We start from the raw sequence: 20,779 nt of genomic DNA on the forward strand, positions 1-20,779 counted from the left end.
CTCTCGTCCTTCACGGCGCAATCTTTCACGCACAGAAAACAACGCGCATCGTATCCTTGTGTTCGTCCATCTTTCATCGAGAACGTCCCTCACCAAGGAAGGAAACCCATGAAACGGTTTGCACTTACAGGATTGCTGCTGGCCTCCGCGCTCCAGCCTGCCCTGGCACAGATCAACGCAGGCGAACAGAAGCCCGAAGCCAGCCTGCCCTTCACCATGACCCAGGTGGCCACGCTGCGTTATCCCTGGCGCATCGCCTTCCTGCCAGACGGCCGCATGCTCATCACGGAGAAGGTCGGCGGCATGGTCCTCATGACGCAGAAGGGCGAAAGCATTCCCGTCGCCAACGTTCCTCCGGTGCTGTACAAGGGCCAGGGCGGTCAGCTCGGCGTCTTCCTTTCGCCGTTTTACGCGAAGGACCACAGCGTTTACCTCACCTACTCCGAACCCGGTGAACCTGGCGGTTCCAGCCTCGCATTGGCGAAGGCTCGCCTCGACCTGAAGCCCAACGCCGCCAGCCTGGAAGACCTGAAGGTCATCTGGCGCGACGGCGAGCGCGGACTCGGCGGCCAGTTCGGCGCTCAGATCGCTTTCTCGCCCGACAAGAAGTTCCTCTATCTCACCGTGGGCGAGCGTCAGCGCATGACACCCGCGCAGGATCCTAACCAGCCCCTCGGCAAGATCCTTCGCCTCACCCTCGACGGCAAGCCCGCACCCGGCAACCCCTGGGCAGGCAAGACCGGCACCGCAACCGTGCCTGTGATCGATCCGCCGTCAGACACGGAAGCCGCCAAGACCGCACCCAAGCTTCGCGACTACACCTTCCCCGGCCCCAACCTCACGCCGTCGGAAACGTGGACCAGCGGCCACCGCACGCCTTACGGCCTCGCCTTCGCTCCCGATGGCAAGCTATGGGAAGCAGAGCACGGCCCCCGCGGCGGCGACGAACTCAACCTCATCGAAAAGGGCAAGAACTACGGCTGGCCGCTTGTCTCCTATGCCGTGAACTACAACGGCGTGCCCATCCCCAGCCCGGACACGCGCCCTGACCTCCAGAAGCCCGTCATCTACTGGACACCCATCATCGCTCCCGGCAACATCATGTTCTACAAGGGCAAGATGTTCTCGCAGTGGGACGGCAATCTGCTGATGGGCGGCATGGCCACGCACACGCTCAACCGCGTCATCATCACCGGCAACACGGCGAAGCCGGCAGAGCGCTGGGATGTGGGCAAGCGGATCCGCGACGTCGAAGAAGCTCCAGATGGCGCGCTCTGGTTCCTCGAAGACGATGCCAAGGGCGGCGTCTACCGCGTAACCCCCAAGTAAGCCATCAACAACCGAACCATCAAAAGAGCCCGCATCTCGACCTTGAGATGCGGGCTCTTCTTACAACCAAAACGTCATCGCAAAGTTGTACCCTTCTCAAGACCCGCCATGACGAAGCAGACTCTTGCCCTCGCGCTCCTCCTTGCCTCCACGCTTCACGCGCAACAGCCGAAGCCGCTCACCTCGTACATCGATCCCTACATCGGCGTCGACTGGGGCGGCAACACCTTCATCGGCTCTGCCATTCCCTTCGGCATGGTCAAGCTCGGCCCGGACATGGAGACGTTTGATCACAAGCCTTCAGGCTTCGGCTACTCGTCCACCGGCAGCATCCTCGGCTTCAGTCACACACACCTCAGCGGCGCGCAGGGCAAGTACGGCAACATCCTCGTCATGCCCACAACAGGCGACGTCACACCACTCGCCATCGCATCACCGCGCGAAAGAGAAACCGCACAACCCGGCTATTACGCAGCCACACTCACGCGTTACAACATCCGCGCCGAACTCTCATCCACACGTCGCACAGGCGTCCATCGTTACACCTTCCCCGCATCGCAGAACGCGCACCTCACACTCGACCTGGAACACTGCCTCTCGCGCGGCAACTCACAAGGATGGGAAGATCAGCACTTCGTCGGCGGCGAAGTCCATGTCACCAACCTGCATGAGATCACCGGCATCGGCCGTTACAGCGGCGGATGGAATCGTGGCGGCGAATACCGCGTCTACTTCGTCCTGCAAACGGACGCACCTGTCTCCACCGCACGCACATGGACCGGCAACGGCGGCAACCCATGGAAAGACGGCATCCCTGACACCTCCACCATCCGCATCACCAACGACCACAACGCCACAGTCAACGCGGAAACACCCATCGGCGCCATCCTCGATTTCAAAACAAGCGCACAGCAACAGGTCCACGTGCGCGTCGGCATTTCCTTCGTCTCCATTGATCAGGCACGCAACAACCTGCATGAAGAGATGCCCACCTACGATCTCGATGCCGCACGCCGCAACGTCGTAGCCCAATGGCAGAAGCAGCTCGACACTATCCACCTCAACGGCGCAACCGAGAAACAGCGCCGCATGATCTACACGGCCATCTACCACACCATGATGATGCCCGTAGACCGCACCGGCGAGAACCCGCTGTGGCAATCCACTGAACCCTACTACGACGATTACTACGCCGTGTGGGACACCTTCCGCTCCTCTGCGCCTTTCCTCACACTCGTCGCTCCCGATCGCGAACGTGACCTCGTGCGCTCATTGCTGAACATCTATCAGCACGACGGCTACATGCCCGACGCGCGCAGCGGCAACATCAACGGACGCACACAAGGCGGCAGCAACACCGACGTGATGGTGGCCGACGCCTACGTGAAACATCTTCCCGGCATCGACTGGAACACCGCTCTGCAAGCCATGATCAAAAACGCAGAAGTCACTCCCGCCGACTTGCAGAAGGAAGGCCGCGGCGGCATCGACGATTACAACAAGTTAGGTTATGTAACTAATAAAGACGAACGCTCAGGTTCTCGCACAGTCGAGTACAGCAACGACGACTACTCCATCGCCGAAATCGCCTGCGGTCTCGGCAAAGACGACATCGCAAAGAAGTACCTCGCCCGCTCACACAACTTTGAAAACCTTTGGGACAAGAATCTTGAAGAAGGCGCAGACGTAAATCCCCGCGCCAAACGCAGCGTTCCCGGCTTCAAAGGCTTCATTCGTCCGAAGAACCCCGACGGCACATGGGCCGCACCAAACAAGGATGTGCGTGGTTCTTGGTGGAGCTTCTTCTACGAAGGCGACGAGTGGACCTACTCGCTCTACGCACCGCATGACATGCGTCGCATCGTGGAACTCTCAGGCGGCCCGGAAGAATTTGCACGCCGCCTTGACTACACCTTCACCCACGGCCACTATGACGTCAGCAACGAACCCGGCTTCCTTCTACCCATGCTCTACGCATGGTCCAGCCACCCGGATCACACTGCAGACGTTCTACGCCTCACGCTTGAAAAATGGTTTAGCGACACACGCAGCGGCATCCCCGGTAACGACGACTCCGGCGCCATGTCGAGCTGGCTCATCTTCAACACACTCGGCTTCTACCCCGTCGCAGGCCAGGACATCTACATCCTCGGCACGCCCGCCATCCCTGACTCCACCATCGCAGTCGGCAACGGCAAGACGCTTCACATCGTAGCCAAAAACGCAGGCGAAGACGGCCTCAGCCGCTACATCCAATCCGCCACACTCAACGGCAAACCACTCAACAACACATGGTTCCGTCACGCTGACATCGCCAACGGAGGCGAACTCATCCTCACCATGGGCTCATCTCCAAGCGCAACATGGGGCAGACAAACACCACCGCCCTCAATGTCCGATCCCGACTTCAAACTCTGCAACTAACCAACGGAGAATTCACAAATAAAGAAAGGCGGATGCAATCGCATCCGCCTTTCTCATTCTCCGTTCCACAACAACTTAGTGGATATCAAACGCCTCAGGGCTAAGGGAAGGATCGCTCTTCAACAGAATCGTCTTCCGCGTCATCTCTTCCAGCTCCACAAGACGCTTCGCATTGTTCAGTTTCAGTGTCTTCACCACTTCAGGATGCACACGCAGCAGAACATCCTGCTTCTCCAGATGACGATGCATCTTTCGCATCTCCACATAGATTTCGTTCGCAACCGTGATGGGCGACTTGATCATGCCCGTACCTTCGGTGATCGGATCAGGAATGCACAGCGTGCGCTCCAGGCTCTGCTTCACACGCTTACGCGTCATGATCACAAGACCGAAATCATTGAACGGCAGAATCTTCGATGGAGCACGATCCGTCTTCATCTCGTCCTCAAGTGCCTGCAGCACCTTTGTACGATTCTTACGGTCATCCATGTCAATGAAGTCGATCACGATGATGCCACCCAGATCGCGCAGACGAATCTGACGCACAATCTCCGGGATCGCATCCAGGTTCGTCTTCACAATCGTGTCTTCCAGACGAGCCGTCTTACCAACGTACTTACCAGTGTTGATATCGATAGCCACCAGAGCTTCCGTCTGGTTAATCACAATCGATCCACCCGACTTCAGCCACACCTTCGACTTCAGCGCCTTATCAATCTCCTGCGTAATGCCGAAGTGTTCAAAGACCGGCGTCTCCTTCGTGTACAGCTTCACACGACGCACCAGCGACGGCTGGAAGCGCTGCAGGAAGCGCAGTACACGCTCATACTCCTGCTCCGTATCCACCCAGATCGCAGAGAAGTTATCCGTCACCTGGTCACGCAGAATACGCTCAACAAGATTCAGATCGTGATAGATCAGCGCAGGCGACTTCGACGTCTCCGACCGCTGCTTGATGTCAGTCCAGATCTGGATCAGGAAGCGCAGATCGGTGCGCAGCTCTTCTTCGCTCGCGCCATCCGCAGCGGTACGCACAATGAATCCACCCTGCGCATCGCCCTTTTCAGAAAGCAGAATCGACTTCAAGCGACGACGCTCTTCATCCGATGAAATCTTGCGCGACACACCCGTGTGATTCACCGTCGGCATGAACACCAGGAAGCGTCCCGGCAAAGCGATGTGCGAAGTAATACGCGCACCCTTCTTCGCAATCGGCTCCTTCGCAATCTGAACCAGAATCTCCTGCCCCGGCTTCAGCAGTTCATTGATCGCCGGCAGGTCCTGCGTCTGCACCGACTGACGACGCCCACGTCCGCGATCGCCACCACTGTTGCGACCTCCGCGACGATCACGTCCACCACGACGGCTGCGCTCGCTGCGTTCCTGACGCGGTTCGCTGGTCGAAGTCTCGGAAGCGCCTTCTTCTTCGTCCTCATCACCGGCGGCAAAGTCCGCTTCGGTGAATCCACCGCTGGCATCCTCTTCCTCGTCAAACTCTTCGGTCTGCACTTCGCGGTCCAGATGCATCTCGTGCAGTACGCCACCAAGATCCGCCGAACCTTCCAGCGTCTCTTCTTCGTACTCGTCTTCTTCGTCATCGGCGTTGCCAGTCAACGCCTCATACTCAAACTCGTCTTCCTCGTCGATCTCTTCTTCGTGGAAGTCGCCATCGCCATACGCGTGAATCCGCGGCTGAATCTCGTCTTCTTCAGAGAGATCGACCGGCTCCGGCGTCGTCTCCGCCTCAGCCAGCGTCACAGACTGCACTGCACCTTCAACAGCTACCGGTGTCGCAGGTTCATAGATGTCCTGTTGTGCAATCGGCGTTACACCCTGCTCTTCCACACCAGCAGTGACCGACAGCAACTCACCCGAGGCCTGCAGCGTGGTGAAGTTCGGCTCTGCAGCAGCGTCGATCTCGTCACGCAGGTCATACGTGGTGGGATCAGTCTCTGCGCCTGTTTCAATGGCTTCTTCTGCAGCCACTGTCTCTGCTGGCTCTTCCGCAACGAACTCAACCTCTTCCGTCTCGTCTGTTGCAGCAGCTTCCTCGCCAATCGCATCCGTCTCGGCTTCGATGATCGCCTCAGCCTCGGCAGAAATCTCCGGCTTGTCCGGCTCCTGCTCAAAGCGACGAAGATCGCGGCGAGTCTCGTCCTTCACACTCACGCTCTCGCCTTCGGCAGGCTCATACTCGGCGGGCTCAGCAGCCTCGACAACCTCGGTCGCCGCAGCCACTTCAAACTCTGCTTCCGCCGCCACCGGCTCCGCATCTTCTGCAATCGGAGCAACCGGCACATCATCGAAGGCCGCGCCAGCATCCACGCTCAGCGCCTCTTCCACCTGCGGCGGCAGCGCCGGCTCTGCAACTTCTACGACTGGAGCAACAACCTTCGGCGCGCGATTCTTGTGGCGCGACAGCGTCTCGCCCGGTAGCACCGAACCGCCATCCCAACCCACAATCTCAATCGAGGGCGCAGCAACCGTCACTACCTCAGGCTTCGGCGGCGCGTTCTTCCGTGCCTCTTCTTCTTCCGCGGCTACTTCCGCAGGATCGCGATACTTGCGGATCGACTCGCCCGGCAGCACAATCGGCTCACCCGTCGGCTCAGGTAGCAAGTCTTCCGGCGCGTCATATCCTGCATAGCTGTTGTCATACAGCGGAGCATCCGTTGGACGGCTGGTGCGCTCACCACGATCGCGATCACGTCCGCCGCTACGTCCACGACGATCCCGTCCACCGTGGCCACCGCGACGATCATCCTTGCGACCACGGCCCTGGCTCGGGGTGTAGCCCTCCGCAGGTGCTTCAGCCTCAGCGGAAAGATCAATCTCAATAGCGCTGGTTTGAGCAGCAGCATCCAACGAGGTCGTCTCTTCATCCTCGTCATAGCCGCCTTCCAGCGTCACGGACTCGGTATCTGCAGTTGTCGCCGTCACTTCAGGCGATTCACCACGACCACGGCCACGACGACGGCCGCGACGACCGCGCCACCGGCGGCTGCCCCCCGTGCCCTCCGCATCAATGCTGCCCACACCTTCCGTGGGCGAAGGCGCGATCGGCTCATCGAAAGAAACGGTGCTTTCTGTCTCTGCGGAAGCATCCGCAGCCGGGCGACGATCGCCACCGCGATCACGCTCGCGTCCGCCACGTTCACGCCCGCCGCGCTCGCGTCCGCCACGACGGCCACCGCCGCCATTGCTTTCGCTTGAATCAAAATCCGCGGAGTCACCCTGCTCTTCCATGAAGTCGGTGACATACAGGAAGGCATCGCGCTCCAGGCCGATGTCCACAAACGCCGACTGCATGCCTGGCAGCACGCGCGTTACTTTTCCGTTGTAGATAGATCCAGCGAGCGTGTATTCGTTCTCGCGTTCGTAGTAGATCTCCGCCAGTTGTTCGTCTTCGACGATGGCCAGCCGCGTCTCATGCGGCGTTGTGGAGATATAAATTTCCTTCGACATGTGTCCTGCTCGTTTCCGCTAACGGTTACGAGAGACTTCAGGTCAGTACGGGAGCCGCGCTAGTCTTAGCGCGAAACAATCCCAAACGGCAGGGTGGGAACCGAACCAAGGCCATCCGGACGCAACACAAGCTCCCCCGAACGAGCGTCGAAACGCACTCCGGGTGGTGATGGAACTTTTGTATGCGACAAGTGATGCATTCCTGCAAAGCCTCTTCGTATCAACTGCTCTTCCGGATTTGTGACCACTCTTGCCTCCGTTACAAAGGGGTGGAGGCGGGGCCGTTTACCGTCCGGTGAAGCAACTGCTGTAGTTCAGAACCTGATACCCAGCCGCCTTTCGTGACCCGATGGCCCGTAACCGGCAGCTTGCAATTCGTTACAACTAAACTCGTTACAACTAAACTTTGTTCAACCGCCCCGGCGACCTTTGCGCACGTCAGCGGCTACACTTCCCCGGCGGCGGCGAGACGCGCCAGCAGACGGGTTAAAACCTGCCCTTATTGTGCATCACTCACCCCGTTTCTGGCTACCGCGTGACAGTCTTATAAGTCCGGCGCTACCCTTCTCCCCTGAGGAATCCCTGCCAGCTATGAATCTGTCCCGCCGCGACGCCCTGAAACTCGGCACCTTCTCCGCCGCCGCCACCATGCTCCCAAGCGGATTTGCCCAGGCACAAAAGCTGGCGCCCACAGCCCTCCAGCCGCTTCCGCTTGGCGAAATCAAGCCCACCGGCTGGCTCCGTCGCCAACTCCAGGTCCAGGCCGACGGTATGGGCGGCCACCTCGACGAGTTCTGGCCCGACCTCAATAACAACAGCGGCTGGCTCGGCGGCACCGGCGAAAGCTGGGAACGCGGCCCCTACTTCCTCGACGGCCTCTATCCCCTCGCCGTCCTTCTCGACGACCCCAAACTCAAAGCCAAGGCCAACCGCTGGGTCGAATGGACACTCACCCACCAGCAAGCCAACGGCATGATTGGCCCCGCCAGCAACAACGACTGGTGGCCCCGCATGCTCATGGTCAAAGCCCTCATCCAGCATTACGAAGCCACGGGCGACAAGCGCGTCCCGGAAGTCCTCACCAAATACTTCCACCACCAACTGGCCGAACTCCCCACCCGCCCGCTGCAAAGCTGGGGTCTCTACCGCTGGCAGGACGCAGCGTACGGCGTTCAGTGGCTCTACGATCAAACCCACGACCCCGAACTCCCCAAACTTGCCGCGCTGCTTCAAAAGCAAGGCTTCGACTGGACCGCCGAGTTCCGCAACTTCCCATTCGAAAAAGCCACGGACAAAACCATCCTCGGCCCCCAGGGTTTTGACTCGCCACTACCCGACCGCGCCATGCAGGCCCACGGCGTCAACAACGGCATGGCGCTCAAGACTGCCGCTGTCCAGTACCGCTCCAACGGCAAGCCCGAAGAACACGCCAACTTTACCTATCAGCTAGCAACGCTGGACAAGTACCACGGCCTGCCCAACGGCATGTTCAGTTGCGACGAGCACCTCGCCGGCCCCAACCCCGTGCAGGGCACCGAACTCTGCACCGTCGTCGACACCATGTTCTCGCTTGAAGTCGCCCTCGCCACCTTCGGCGACGCCGCCATCGCAGACCGCATCGAGAAGATCGCCTACAACGCCCTCCCCGGCACTTTCACTGACGACATGTGGGCGCACCAGTACGACCAGCAACCCAACCAGGTCCAGTGCAGCCTCAACAGCAAACCCTGGAGCACCAACGGCCCCGAATCCAACCTCTACGGCCTCGAACCGCACTTCGGCTGCTGCACCGCCAACTTCCATCAGGGCTGGCCCAAATTCGCCGCCAGCCTCGCCATGCGCACCCCGGACGACGGCTTAGCCATCACCCTCTACGCCCCGTGCGACATCAAAACCAAAGTCCGCAACACGCCCGTCCACATCACAGTAGAAACCGAGTACCCCTTCCGCGACACCGTCCGCATCACCATCCAGTCAGACAAGCCGGTTCGATTCCCGCTGCACCTCCGCGGTCCCGCATGGACAGACGCAGCAACAGCAGCCGCCGCAGGCCAATCCACCCCACTCAAGCCCGCAGCCTTCACACCCATCACGCGCGAGTGGAAATCCGGCGACACCATCACCCTCAAACTGCCCATGCAGCCCCGAGCCACCCGCTGGTTCCACAACTCCCTCGCAATCGAACGCGGCCCACTACTCTTCTCACTCGACCCCGGCCAAAGCTGGATGAAACTCCGCGACCGCAAACCCACCGCCGACTGGCAAGTCTTCCCCACCGGTGCATGGAACTACGCACTCGCGACGGATGAATCGACTGTCACAGATCTCAAAGTAGAAGAGAAACCAATCGGCGCACGCCCATTCGCCACAGCAACACCAGCCGTCACCATCGCAGTCACAGCCCACCAAATAGACCGCTGGCGCAGCACCGACGGAGTAGCCAACCCACTCCCAGAAAGCCCACTCGCAGGCAAAGACCTAGCCAGCGCCCGCCCACAGGAAACCATCACACTAGTCCCCTACGCAGGAGCCAAACTCCGCATCTCCGCCTTCCCACAAATCAAGGCGTAACAACTGATTTGGGAGCTATATGCCCAGGTCATTTCGCGTAGTTGGAATATTCGACTGCGCCGTTTGGAAACCTCAGCTCCCAAATCTCGTATGCGGTGAGGTTCAAAATCTGTAACTTCAGATTGCCGGTAAACACGAACACCAGATCGCCCGTTTCGCGGTCAAGGGAAGCGCTTGTTACGGTCTTATCAGACAGTCTCAACTTGAGCTCTGCCACTGCATCAATTCGGGCAGGCATGCCATATATCTGCTGATGGTCAAAGCTGCTGTAGGACGCCATGCCGTCCTCAATCAGACGCCAGTACTCTGCCTGCAGCCACGTCCCATCCTTAAAAAGCGAATGTACTGACGCCATTCCGGGTTCGGGAAATCCATTACCAGGAGAAACCGTAACAGTAGACGACACCAAATTTGCCAGGTCCATTTCGAATCACCTTACAGCAATGAACACAGGCATAAGACAAGCTCTCTGATTCAGGACTAAATTCTGCATTACTCCTAAATCACAGAACTTTGCCAAAATTGTCAGGGATAGGAAACGACTTCGCTTCTGTGCCCGGATATACCGAATGCAGCAACCACTGCTGCGTAGCACCCGAGCCTTTTATTTGCGGATTCGTTCGGGCAGCGTTGAACAGCGCTTGATGACATTTCCGAACGGGATCAACTTGTTCCGGCGTGAGTGGAAGTATGGGACTGCCATCGATGCCCTCATCCAAAGAGAGCGCGGAAAGGCAATCGCGATATACCTTGCATCTGCCTTCAATGACGTGGGCCGGATCATCGCCCGCTTGGGGCACGCACCAATGAATAGTGGACGGTTGTGTCCTGATACTCCTGTACACGTCTTGACTGGTCTGTGCGCTAACGGGTGAGGTGAAAAAAGCAATGATTGCTACAAACATGAAACTTAGAGATCCGCGGTCTGGTTGTCGCATATGTCTACTCGAAAGATAGCCTGCCAATAATAAACCGAGGTTCAGTACTCCATAAGACTCTCGACTCAGATTCGTAACGACAAGCTAGCCGACCGTTCAGTCTCCGGTTCAAGTTTCATAACGAACTAACTGGAGCTACCAGCTTCGACCGTGAAGCTCAATCGATAATCTCAGCGCGTTCCGCCTTTAGACGATCAAGACCACCCTTCATCGTTTGAATCTGCTCTTGCGAATGTCCCTGCCACTTCGTAACTTCCGCCACTACGCGAAACGGCTCACGCGATCGATAAGACAAAGTCGGATTTCCGGGAAACTTCTTGTCCGTCAAATTCGGATCATCCACGATATCCCCGGTCGGTTCCACAACGTAAATCCTCTCCGCCCCATCACCAACAGATAATTCCGCACCCCATATCGCGGCATCCAGCGTCCCCGTGCAATACACCCACGACAGAACTTTGCCTTCACCGAAGTTGGACGCGTAGCCAGTTGTGATCAGATCGCCGTGCTGAAGATCAGCGCGAGTGCCATGAAAGTATTGCCGACGAAACCTGCTATCCACTTCCGACATAAGTTCGATCGCTCCTTTGAAGTGACGAAACGTCGAACCAGATCAAGCCAGCGTCAGGTCCAGACGAATCATTTTCTGCGGCGCAATCTTCCGCGCCGAATGACGATCATGAACCAACACCCGGACCTTGCGGCAAGCCCACCCGCCTCTTGTAAACTAAAGATGGGCCAGTGAGGATATCTCTCCGCCACCCACTTCAGATACAAACCTCCCACTTACATTCAAATGAACACCCGTAAGTCGACGATCCAAAAACGACGATACAGCCAAGGGACGAGAAACCCTCTCGCCACACCTGACTGCATCTCGCACACAACAATCATCAATCGTCGGCTTCTTAGTTCGCCTTAAACCAACTCCGCGACAACGTCAGCAAGTTTATCGAGAGTCTCCATCCAGCCCTCAAGCTGACCGCTCTCTGCCGCGTCCTTCATAGGCTCATTGCCAATAAAGGTGAGCTTTGTCGTGCCGTCTCCAAGATCCTCAAACAGAGTCGTGTCGTAAGCCCCCTCAATAGCCTCATGCTCTATTCCCAATTGCGCGGGATCAATCTTGTTCCCGTCCGCATCGGCAAAGTACATGAGCGAGACGATCTTCTCGTACAGCACAATCTCCAGGTACTCAATCCCGTTCCAGAACTCTTGCCCTTCCGGCGACTTCGTGCAGAAGAGCGCCTTCCCTCCCACGCGAAAATCAATCTTGCATGCAGTGGTCGTAAATCCCTTCGGCCCCCACCACTGCACAACATACTTCGGGTCTGTCCAAGCCTTCCAAACCAACTCGCGCGGAGCATCGAACACGCGCGTGATGGTCATCCGCTCTGTTTCATTTGCCATGCTGTTTCTCATTTCTGATCTCCTCTTTCTTCAGTTGAGTTACAACCGCATCCAGCCTGTCCAAACGCTCTTCCCAAAGCCGACGATAGTTAGAAGCCCAGTCACTAACCGTCTTAATGGCCTCTGGCCGAAGCGAGCACACACTCTCACGCCCACGCTTCGTCTTCACGACAATCCGTGCACGCACAAGAACGGCAATGTGTTTCGAAATCATCTGCTGCGACACATCAAATCGCTCAGTCAACCCATGTACCGAATCCGGCCCTCGCGCAAGCCGCTCAACCATGGCTCGCCGAGTCGGATCCGATAAAGCCGCAAATGTAGTGTCCAATCGATTCACAACCAAATGGTAGTGGATTGTTGCCAGATGTCAAGGCGAAAACTTAGGCACACATGCAGGACGAAATATGGGAACGCCCGTAAAGCTGACGGCGTGGAGTTTCCGAATCAGTCTTCGTATGCCAATGCGTCCAGCACCTCGAGTTTTGTGGCTCGCCATGCGGAACAAGAACTAGCCAAGAAGAATACTGAAGCAGCAATCATTCCGGCAGGCAGCCAAAAACTGTAGGGAGTCCGCAACACAAACAAGCCACCAAGAACAGTTGAAATCAGCCATTCATGAAAATAGGCAAGTACGATTCCAGCAATCGTTCCCGGCAGAGCTACGAGGAGTGTCTCTTGAAGAAGGAGCGTGAGGATGAAGAACAGTGATCCACCCAAAACTCGGAGAATCGCAAATTGTCGCGTGCGTTCTCTCACCTGGGAGAATCTGTTAATCGCCATGAAAAGAAAGGTCGATCCCGTTGCAACCCAAGCTACAGCAACAACCATGAACCGCACCGCAACGATCAGCCTATTAGGATGACTCGCTGGATCAAGCGACGCTCCAGCTAAAGTCAGCATCATCATGACTGCCAGCGCTATTCCTAGCGAGTTCAACGCGGCTTGCTGAGTGTTATGACGGAGGTGTTCCGTCACCACAGGATGAACGGAGATCATTTGACTCGTAGCATATCAACACTGGGATTCAACTCATCTCAAGTTTGAAACGTGGCTAACTTCACAGCGCGAAGCTCATACGCGCAAAGTGTGTCTTCGTTCATGGACAGGGCTTTAGCCTTGACGTTCCTCCACTGCAGCAGAAACAGTTTCAACCGCTGAGGGAGGCCCCGACACCAGCTTCGCCGCAGCCCGCACCATCCTCCGCACAGGCCACTCACCACGAGCCATAAAGAAGATCGCGCCCACCCGCTGCTTCTCCGGTCGGTAATACCAACGCTTCAACAGCGACAACTGATCCCCAAGCTCCACCATGTCGCGCGCACCCGCAGCACCATCAAACAAATGCGCAACAGCAGCAAGCATTCGCTCCTCTGCTGAACCAGAAGACGAACCACCAGAAGCAGCACCCCCCTCAAGCGGAGTCGCCGCCAACATCATCGGCTGCGCAAACAAGCTGGACCCAACCTCCGCCTGCTCCTTCGCCAACCGCACCCCAAGCAACGACACCCGCTCCGGCCCGCGGAAACATCCATCCGCAAAACTCCACACCGCCACATGCGGCGCATCATCCTCCGCACGCGAAGGACAAGGCATCACCAACACTGTCTTCAACTCACTCAACGGCTGCACCAACTCATCCGCAAACGCAGCTGCGGCCTTCACCTTCGCAATGCGTCCATGCACCGCCGCTGCCTGCTCAAACTCCATCGCGGCAGAAGCCTCATCGCGCTCCGACTCAAGAGCCGCAATGCGAGAGCCACCATGCGTCTGTAAAAAACTCAACATAGCCGTGCATTCCGCGCTGTACTCCTCATCGCTGCATCGCTTCTGGCACGGAGCCATACACTTCTTCATCTCGCCATAAATGCAACCTGGATCATCCACCGAAGGATGCAGCTCCATGTAGCAACGACGAATCAAAAACAACTCCTCAACCGCCTCGCAATACCGCTCCGCAGCAGTGCGAGAAGCAAACGGCCCAAACGTCGTCGTCAACGACCGCCGACGCAAATGGTTCGTCACATAAATCCGCGGATAAGCATTCTCGGCTGCAAACCGAATCGTGAACGGAGGCGACAACCGCATCCGCTTCCGCGCCTCATCCGCACCAAACGCCAGGTGCATCGCGCGATACAGCAACAGCAACGACTCAAACTCGCTGCCCGCCTCACGCCATGCAATCCGCGCAATGCGATCGCGCAGATTCAGCCGTTTCGTCTGCCCCTCCGCAGGCTCCAGCAAACGCTGCAACCGCCGGCGCACATTCGCACTCTTCATCAAATGCGGGCGATCCGTAGCACTATGCCCGAACAGTCCCACCACAGCAGGCCCCGCAGGCAACTGCCGCAACGCATCCGCCGCCTGCGCCGGATCAAACGCAATCTCATGCTCGAAGATGGGTTCCACTGCCACTCACCGATTCTAGCTGGCGCCAATGTGCGAACATGCGAAGCGTCGAGAACCGTACGAAGTACCACGCGTAGCGTCGAGAACGGTGCGAAGCACTACAATCCTCGTGTCCGCATGGCACGCACAGACCGCGTCGTGAACGCAGCCGTGACACTCGCCATGCACCTGGGAGCAAGCACAATCATGCGTCACATCATCGCAGCCAGCCTCGTCCTTCTGCCCTTCGCCGCCCACGCACAAAACGCATCGGACTGGCCCAGCTACAACCGCACGCTCAACGGCCAGCGCTTCGCCCCGCAGACTGAGATCACACCGGCAAACGCAACCAGTCTGAAAGAGCTCTGCCGCTACGACCTCAAACTGCAGAGCAGCTTCCAGACCGGCCCCGTCGTGGTGAACGGCACCATGTACATCACCACCGCGCACGACACCATCGCCATCGATGCCAACACCTGCGCTGAAAAATGGCGCGCGCATGACGACTACACAATGGCCATCCCCAACGACACCAACCGTGGCGTTGCCTTCGCCGATGGCCGTGTCTTCCGCGGCACACAGGACGCACGCCTGCTCGCTTATGACGCCGCATCCGGCAAGAAACTATGGGACATCTCCCTCGGCGACCCCAAGCATCTTGAAACCACCTCCGCCGCCGTCCTCGCATGGAAGGGCATGGTCTTCACCGGCAACGCAGGCAGCAGCCGCATGCCCACCAAGGGCCGTATGTACGGCATCGACGCCGCCACCGGCAAGATCGTATGGGAGCAGTACATGGTGCCGCGCTCCGCAGACGATAAGTCACGCGGCCCCGCAGCCCCCGCACCCAAAGTAAAGGGCACCGCTGACGAAGGCGGCACACCCTGGACCGCCTTCACATTTGATGAAGCCACCGGCACGCTCTACGTTCCCGGCGGCGACCCCATCAGCACCGAAGACGCTGCCTTCTCCGTAGCGCTCGACGCGAAGACTGGCGCCGTCAAACAAACCTACCTGCCCGTGAAGCACGACTTCCACGACTGGGAAGTCTCCGCCGCTCCGCTGCTCTACTCCATCAACGGCAAAGCCATGCTCGCCTCCGCCACCAAGGACGGCCGCATCTACGCAGGCGACATCAAGACCGGCAAATCCGCATGGACAGCCAACGCCACAACAGTAAGCAATGAAACCGCACCGCTCACCGCCACCGGGCCGCACGTCTGCCCCGGCACACTCGGCGGCAACGAGTGGAGCAACCCCGCTTACTCGCCCGCAACCAAGCTCATCTACAACGGAGCCGTAGACTGGTGCGCCACACTCACCAGCACCAACACACCGAAACCAAAGATCACCTTCGACTCACCCACACAAGCCACCGGCTGGGTCAAAGCATTCAACCCGGCAACGGGTAAAGAAGCATGGAGCTTCCGCACACCTGCACCCGTCGTAGGCGGCATAACACCTACCGCAGGCAATCTCCTCTTCGCAGGCGACCTCGGCGGCAACCTCTACGCCTTCAACGCAAAGACAGGCGACATCGCATGGAAGACCGCCACAGGAGGAGCCATCGGCGGCGGTGTCATCAGCTACGCCATCGCAGGCAAACAACGCATCGCCGTAACCTCCGGCATGAAGTCCAACACCTGGCCCATGGCCTCCGGCTCAGCATCCATCGTCATCTACGGCCTGAAATAGACATCAACAAGAAGTGTAAGAAGAAGAAGTGGGTGCCCCAGGTGCGCGAAGCTCACCTGGGCATCGCGCTTTTAGCGCGATCCAACCCACGAAGTGCGTCCAGCGAAGCTCATACGGCCAAAGGCCGTCATCCTGAACGAAGCGAAGCGGAGCTGAAGGACCTGCTTTCCCTCCCCGCACTACGATTCCCCGGGAAGCCTAAAACTCAACCTCACAGCCTCAAATACAAACCAGCTTCGCTGAAGCGAAGCTCCAACGCACGAAGTGCGTCTTCTCTCGGAAGGGCAGGGCTTCAGCCCTGCCGTAAACCGGCCATAGCAAAATGCGGCTTTAGCCGCTGAGGGAATGCCCGCAGCACCACAAAACACGCGCTGCTATCCTCAACCAAGCGCTGCATGATGCAAACACGCACCATCCCCCGACTTTTCCTTTGCTCCCTGCTGCTCCTCTCCGGTTGCGGCCAACAAGAGACAAAGACCCCAGATTCCCCGCAGCAAATCCCTGCGCCGGAACTATTGCCGCTCACGCTACCGCTCGCCATCGCAGGAATCACTTACAGCACAAGCCTGCTCGCACGCTACGGCACATCGCCATACACTTACGCCGTCACCAACGGCAGCCTACCCACGGGCCTATCCCTCAGCTCCGGTGGTGCCCTCGTTGGTACCGCAACCACCACAGGCGTCTACGCATTCCAGGTCACACTCACTGATTCCGAAACTCCAGCGAAGACAGCAACGCAATCCTTCTCCCTCACCTCGTCCACACGACTGCAGGTGGCACCCTCGGTATCCATCCAGATCGCACGCGGAGCATCCTTCACCTCGCGCCTCTTAAGCGGAGGAACGCCACCGTACGCATCGACAATTCTCAGCGGCACTCTCCCCAGCGGAGTCGCACTGAACGCAGATGGCAGCGTCTCCGGCACAGCCAGCGTGGCAGCTCCCTTCAGCGCAACCATCCGCTGGACAGACGCCGTGGGCCAAACCGGAACCGGCACAGTAGACATTCTCGTCACATCACCACCGCTGGTTGCTGCAACGGTTGCCCCACTCATCGTCCCCATCAATCAAAACATCCTGCAACCGCTGGCTGTGCAAGGCGGCACCGCGCCATACACCTTCTCCGTCACTAGCGGCACACTGCCAACCGGCATCACACTCTCCTCCACCGGCACCCTGCAGGGACAAGTCACACAACCCGGCACTTACAACGTCGTAGTGTCCGTTACCGACAGCACCATCCCAAGCAAGACCATCACCATCCCCGTCTCGTTCCTGGTGTCGACCACCAGCGTCCACGTGAACTCCGACATCCCGCTGCGCACAGTTTCAGCCGAAGCCTACGGCATCCACACCTCGGTCTACGATCACTCCATCGGCGACATCACCGGCACAGCTCCGCTCCTGATAACAGCAGGCGCAAAGGTCCTGCGCTTCCCCGGTGGCTCGTATTCCGACCGTTATCACTGGGCGCAGCACACCCTCACGCCAAACTTCTCGCCTAACGACACCGGAGCCTGCGCCAACATCTGGAACGGCTACCTCGCCGCCAACTCTGACTTCGGAAACTTCGCGAAACTCCTACAGGCCAGCGGCGCCACGGGCATCGTCACCGTGAATTACGGCACCAGCGTAGCCGATGCCTCCGGCACAATCTCCACCAGCTGGAGTGGCGACAACGACTGCTCCGCACCCAACACCGGTGGCCAACCGCAGGAAGCCGCCGCATGGGTCGCCTACGCAAACGGAGCACCCAGCAACACCCAAACCATCGGCACCGACGCAACCGGATACGACTGGAAGACCGTTGGCTACTGGGCATCGCTGCGCGCCAGCCAACCACTCGCACAGGATGACGGCTTAAACTTCCTACGCCTCGGCATGACTACACCCATCGGCGTCCATTACTGGGAGATCGGCAACGAAATCTACTACAACGGCTACAACAGCATCCTGACCGAAACTGATCTGCACGCGCCGTTCCTGTATTCCAACGGATACTCAAACGACCCCGACAGCCGACAAGGCATCGGCACGCTGTCACCCACCGCATACGGCACCGGAGCCGCGGCATACGCAAACGCCATGCGCGCCGTCGATCCCACCATTCAGGTCGGCATCGTCGTCGGTTCCGACATCGACCCCATCCCATCCACATGGACAAGCGACGTCCTCACCGCCGCCTGCAGCCACGCCACCTTCGACTTCACTATCCTGCACTACTACCCCGGCACCTATAACGCCGTCACCACCGACGAACTCCTCAGCAATCCGCAAAAGGATTTCCCTGGCATCGTGCAAGGAATTCAATCGCAGACCAACAACCTCTGCACCACCTCACGCACTCCCATGCCCATCTTCATGACGGAGACCAACCCCAACGGCACACTCGCCACCACCACACCCGACGTCGCCACAGCACTCTTCGCAGCACACGATCTGATCACATCATTTGAATCCGGCATCGACAACGCCGAATGGCTCGAACTGCACGGCGGCGCAGGCACCTTCCTCAGCGAAACGGAAGTCCCCGGCCCGGCCTTCTACGGCTTCCAACTCGCCACCATCCTCGCCAGCGCAGGCGATCAACTCGTCATGACCACCAGCGCCACCAACAACCTTCTCGTCCACGCCGCAAAGCAAAAAAGCGGCAAGCTATCGGTGATGCTCATCAACCGCAGCACCACCGACACGGCATACGTCAACGTCCAGGGCAAAGGCCCGCTCACCAACATCACGCGTTACGAATACGGCTCCCTTACAACCCCATCTACCGCGAAACTCACCAGTAAGTCACTCGATAACAACGCCGCCAGCGCCATCAGCGTAGCGCCTCTCACCGCGGTCGTTATCGTCGCGGACGAGTCATCTTCCGCCAACTAATCCAATCGTCACACCTGTAATGACAGCGCACTGGCATCTGTAATGTGCCGTGTGTATCCTGTGCGCGTGTCCAAACCAACTGAAAATCTGCCCTCTCTGAAAATTGAGACCGCTGCCCCCGCGCGTGTCGATCGCCGTGACTTCCTTAAAACCAGCGCTCTGGCCGCAGGTGCACTCGCTATCGGGGCGCCCGCCATCGTGCGCGCACAACATCTCAACAGCAAGCTGAACATCGCCTGCATCGGCATCGGCGGCAAAGGCCGCAGCGACACAGACGCCTGCGCCGCGGAAAACATCGTTGCGCTCTGCGACGTCGACGCCGGCACCGATGCCTATCAGATTCAAACCAAGAAGTATCCTGACGCGAAGTTCTACAAGGACTACCGTCAGATGCTCGACCAGATGGGCGACCGCATCGACGCCGTGACCGTCTCCACGCCGGATCACATGCACGCCATCATTGCCTCCGCAGCCATGAAGCGCAGGAAGGCCATCTTCTGCCAGAAGCCGCTCACCCAGACCATCTACGAAGCACGCTATCTCCGCAACATGGCGCACGACAAGAAGCTCGTCACGCAGATGGGCAATCAGGGCTCTGCCTCACCCGGCCTGCGCCGCGGCGTGGAAGTCATTCAGGACGGCATCATCGGCCAGGTGCATCAGGTACACGTCTGGACCAACCGCCCCGTCTGGCCGCAGGCAATGGACCGCCCCGTCGGACAAGACCCCGTCCCCTCGACGCTCGATTGGGACGTCTGGCTTGGCCCGGCGCCTGTACGTCCCTATGTCGGCAACCGCAATCCCAAGGACAAGAACGGTGTCTACACCCAGTTCAACTGGCGTGGCTGGCAGGACTTCGGCACCGGCGCACTCGGCGACATGGCTTGCCACACCGTCAACATGCCATTCCGCTCGCTCGGATTCGATGCCCCAACGGAAATCGAAGCCGTCCCCTTCGGCACCATGAACAAAGAGTCCTACCCCGTCGGCACCAAGATCCGCTTTGAATTCCCGAAGCGTACAGCACACGTGCCGCTGGAACACCCCAGCTTCTTCCATCGCACTCGCAAGATCGAATACGACGCCACCACACTCTTCTGGTACGACGGTGGTCAGCCGAACGAGAACCTCCGTGGTGGTCACGACCTCACCAACAAGCCACCAGCCGAACTCACCGCAGACATCGTCACTCTGCAGGGCAAGCTGCCTGACAGCGGCTGTCTCTTCGTCGGTGAAGGCGGCATGATCTTCTCGCCAGACGACTACGGCACGAACTTCTTCATCAAGCTCAAGGGCGAGAAAGAATTCGTTAACTACCTTAAGCATCCCGCCATGGCGAAGTATCCGGAGCGTATCCCGCGCAACTCACACGTAACAATCGATGCAAAGGGTTCCGCCAACCTCGTCCAGGCCCACGCCGCCGAATGGCTCACCGCCATCAAGGCAAACAAGCCCGAAGACTGCTACTCGCGCTTCGACGTAGCAGGACGCCTCGTGGAGATCATGCTCCTCGGCTGCGTCTCCCTACGCGCCGGCCAAAAAATCGAGTGGGACGCCCACAAGATGGAAGCAAAAAACTGCCCACAAGCAGCCCCGTACATCAAACGCCAGGATCGCACCGGCTGGGCTCTCTCCTAATCGGTCAACACAAACAAATAGACGAATGGCGGAAGTAAC

The 20,779-nt window shown here is 58.6% G+C and carries 13 protein-coding genes; 6 read left to right on the plus strand and 7 right to left on the minus strand.

From position 1 onward, the window contains the following. Positions 1-108 precede the first annotated feature (108 nt). Positions 109-1,329 (plus strand): PQQ-dependent sugar dehydrogenase, encoded by a 1,221-nt coding sequence (locus M504_RS17320; protein ID WP_047496289.1) that lies wholly within the window; start codon positions 109-111, stop codon positions 1,327-1,329. A gap of 108 nt (positions 1,330-1,437) precedes the next feature. Then, positions 1,438-3,753 (plus strand): GH92 family glycosyl hydrolase, encoded by a 2,316-nt coding sequence (locus tag M504_RS17325; RefSeq protein WP_047496292.1) that lies wholly within the window; start codon positions 1,438-1,440, stop codon positions 3,751-3,753. Positions 3,754-3,828: 75 nt separating this feature from the next. On the opposite strand, the gene M504_RS17330 is transcribed toward M504_RS17325, so the two are convergent. Next, a complete protein-coding gene (locus M504_RS17330; RefSeq protein WP_047496295.1) occupies positions 3,829-7,218 on the minus strand; it encodes an Rne/Rng family ribonuclease in 3,390 nt (1,129 codons plus the stop codon). A gap of 591 nt (positions 7,219-7,809) precedes the next feature. Here M504_RS17330 and M504_RS17335 point away from each other — a divergent pair. After that, positions 7,810-9,789: a beta-L-arabinofuranosidase domain-containing protein gene (locus M504_RS17335; RefSeq protein WP_084214490.1), complete on the plus strand. Its 1,980-nt coding sequence runs from the start codon at positions 7,810-7,812 to the stop codon at positions 9,787-9,789. Between the two features lie 28 nt (positions 9,790-9,817). Here the strand turns inward: M504_RS17335 and M504_RS17340 are convergent, their stop codons facing one another. From M504_RS17340 to M504_RS17370, 6 genes are all read right to left on the minus strand, one after another. Beyond that, a complete protein-coding gene (locus M504_RS17340; protein WP_156993947.1) occupies positions 9,818-10,213 on the minus strand; it encodes a hypothetical protein in 396 nt (131 codons plus the stop codon). A 671-nt stretch (positions 10,214-10,884) separates the two neighbouring features. After that, complete coding sequence (arr, locus tag M504_RS17350; RefSeq protein WP_047496304.1) at positions 10,885-11,298, minus strand: NAD(+)--rifampin ADP-ribosyltransferase; 414 nt, start codon at positions 11,296-11,298, stop codon at positions 10,885-10,887. Between the two features lie 347 nt (positions 11,299-11,645). Continuing rightward, positions 11,646-12,134 (minus strand): SRPBCC domain-containing protein, encoded by a 489-nt coding sequence (locus M504_RS17355; protein WP_232296343.1) that lies wholly within the window; start codon positions 12,132-12,134, stop codon positions 11,646-11,648. Continuing rightward, a complete protein-coding gene (locus M504_RS17360; RefSeq protein WP_255347733.1) occupies positions 12,124-12,474 on the minus strand; it encodes a helix-turn-helix transcriptional regulator in 351 nt (116 codons plus the stop codon). Before M504_RS17360 ends, M504_RS17355 begins: the two co-directional genes overlap by 11 nt. Before the next feature lie 107 nt (positions 12,475-12,581). Further along, complete coding sequence (locus tag M504_RS17365; RefSeq protein ID WP_198137672.1) at positions 12,582-13,043, minus strand: FtsX-like permease family protein; 462 nt, start codon at positions 13,041-13,043, stop codon at positions 12,582-12,584. Between the two features lie 204 nt (positions 13,044-13,247). Continuing rightward, the gene (locus M504_RS17370) at positions 13,248-14,543 is read right to left on the minus strand and encodes a UvrB/UvrC motif-containing protein (protein WP_232296345.1); all 1,296 of its coding nucleotides are present in this window, start codon (positions 14,541-14,543) and stop codon (positions 13,248-13,250) included. A gap of 117 nt (positions 14,544-14,660) precedes the next feature. Between M504_RS17370 and M504_RS17375 the strand changes: the two genes are divergently transcribed. The 3 genes from M504_RS17375 to M504_RS17385 all read left to right on the plus strand — a co-directional run bounded on the left by M504_RS17375 (position 14,661) and on the right by M504_RS17385 (position 20,740). Continuing rightward, positions 14,661-16,217 (plus strand): PQQ-binding-like beta-propeller repeat protein, encoded by a 1,557-nt coding sequence (locus M504_RS17375; protein WP_052200978.1) that lies wholly within the window; start codon positions 14,661-14,663, stop codon positions 16,215-16,217. Positions 16,218-16,612: 395 nt separating this feature from the next. Continuing rightward, positions 16,613-19,102: a putative Ig domain-containing protein gene (locus tag M504_RS17380; RefSeq protein ID WP_084214492.1), complete on the plus strand. Its 2,490-nt coding sequence runs from the start codon at positions 16,613-16,615 to the stop codon at positions 19,100-19,102. A 66-nt stretch (positions 19,103-19,168) separates the two neighbouring features. Then, positions 19,169-20,740 (plus strand): Gfo/Idh/MocA family protein, encoded by a 1,572-nt coding sequence (locus M504_RS17385; RefSeq protein WP_232296346.1) that lies wholly within the window; start codon positions 19,169-19,171, stop codon positions 20,738-20,740. The last annotated feature ends 39 nt before the right edge of the window (positions 20,741-20,779 follow it).

The organism is Terriglobus sp. TAA 43 (assembly GCF_000800015.1).
Lineage (GTDB): Bacteria > Acidobacteriota > Terriglobia > Terriglobales > Acidobacteriaceae > Terriglobus.

Coding starts and splice junctions, on each gene's coding strand:
- M504_RS17320 (WP_047496289.1), top strand. CDS start 109: ATGAAACGGTTTGCACTTACAGGATTGCTGCTGGCCTCCGCGCTCCAG.
- M504_RS17325 (WP_047496292.1), top strand. CDS start 1,438: ATGACGAAGCAGACTCTTGCCCTCGCGCTCCTCCTTGCCTCCACGCTT.
- M504_RS17330 (WP_047496295.1), bottom strand. CDS start 7,218: ATGTCGAAGGAAATTTATATCTCCACAACGCCGCATGAGACGCGGCTG.
- M504_RS17335 (WP_084214490.1), top strand. CDS start 7,810: ATGAATCTGTCCCGCCGCGACGCCCTGAAACTCGGCACCTTCTCCGCC.
- M504_RS17340 (WP_156993947.1), bottom strand. CDS start 10,213: ATGGACCTGGCAAATTTGGTGTCGTCTACTGTTACGGTTTCTCCTGGT.
- arr (WP_047496304.1), bottom strand. CDS start 11,298: ATGTCGGAAGTGGATAGCAGGTTTCGTCGGCAATACTTTCATGGCACT.
- M504_RS17355 (WP_232296343.1), bottom strand. CDS start 12,134: ATGGCAAATGAAACAGAGCGGATGACCATCACGCGCGTGTTCGATGCT.
- M504_RS17365 (WP_198137672.1), bottom strand. CDS start 13,043: ATGATGATGCTGACTTTAGCTGGAGCGTCGCTTGATCCAGCGAGTCAT.
- M504_RS17375 (WP_052200978.1), top strand. CDS start 14,661: ATGGCACGCACAGACCGCGTCGTGAACGCAGCCGTGACACTCGCCATG.
- M504_RS17380 (WP_084214492.1), top strand. CDS start 16,613: ATGATGCAAACACGCACCATCCCCCGACTTTTCCTTTGCTCCCTGCTG.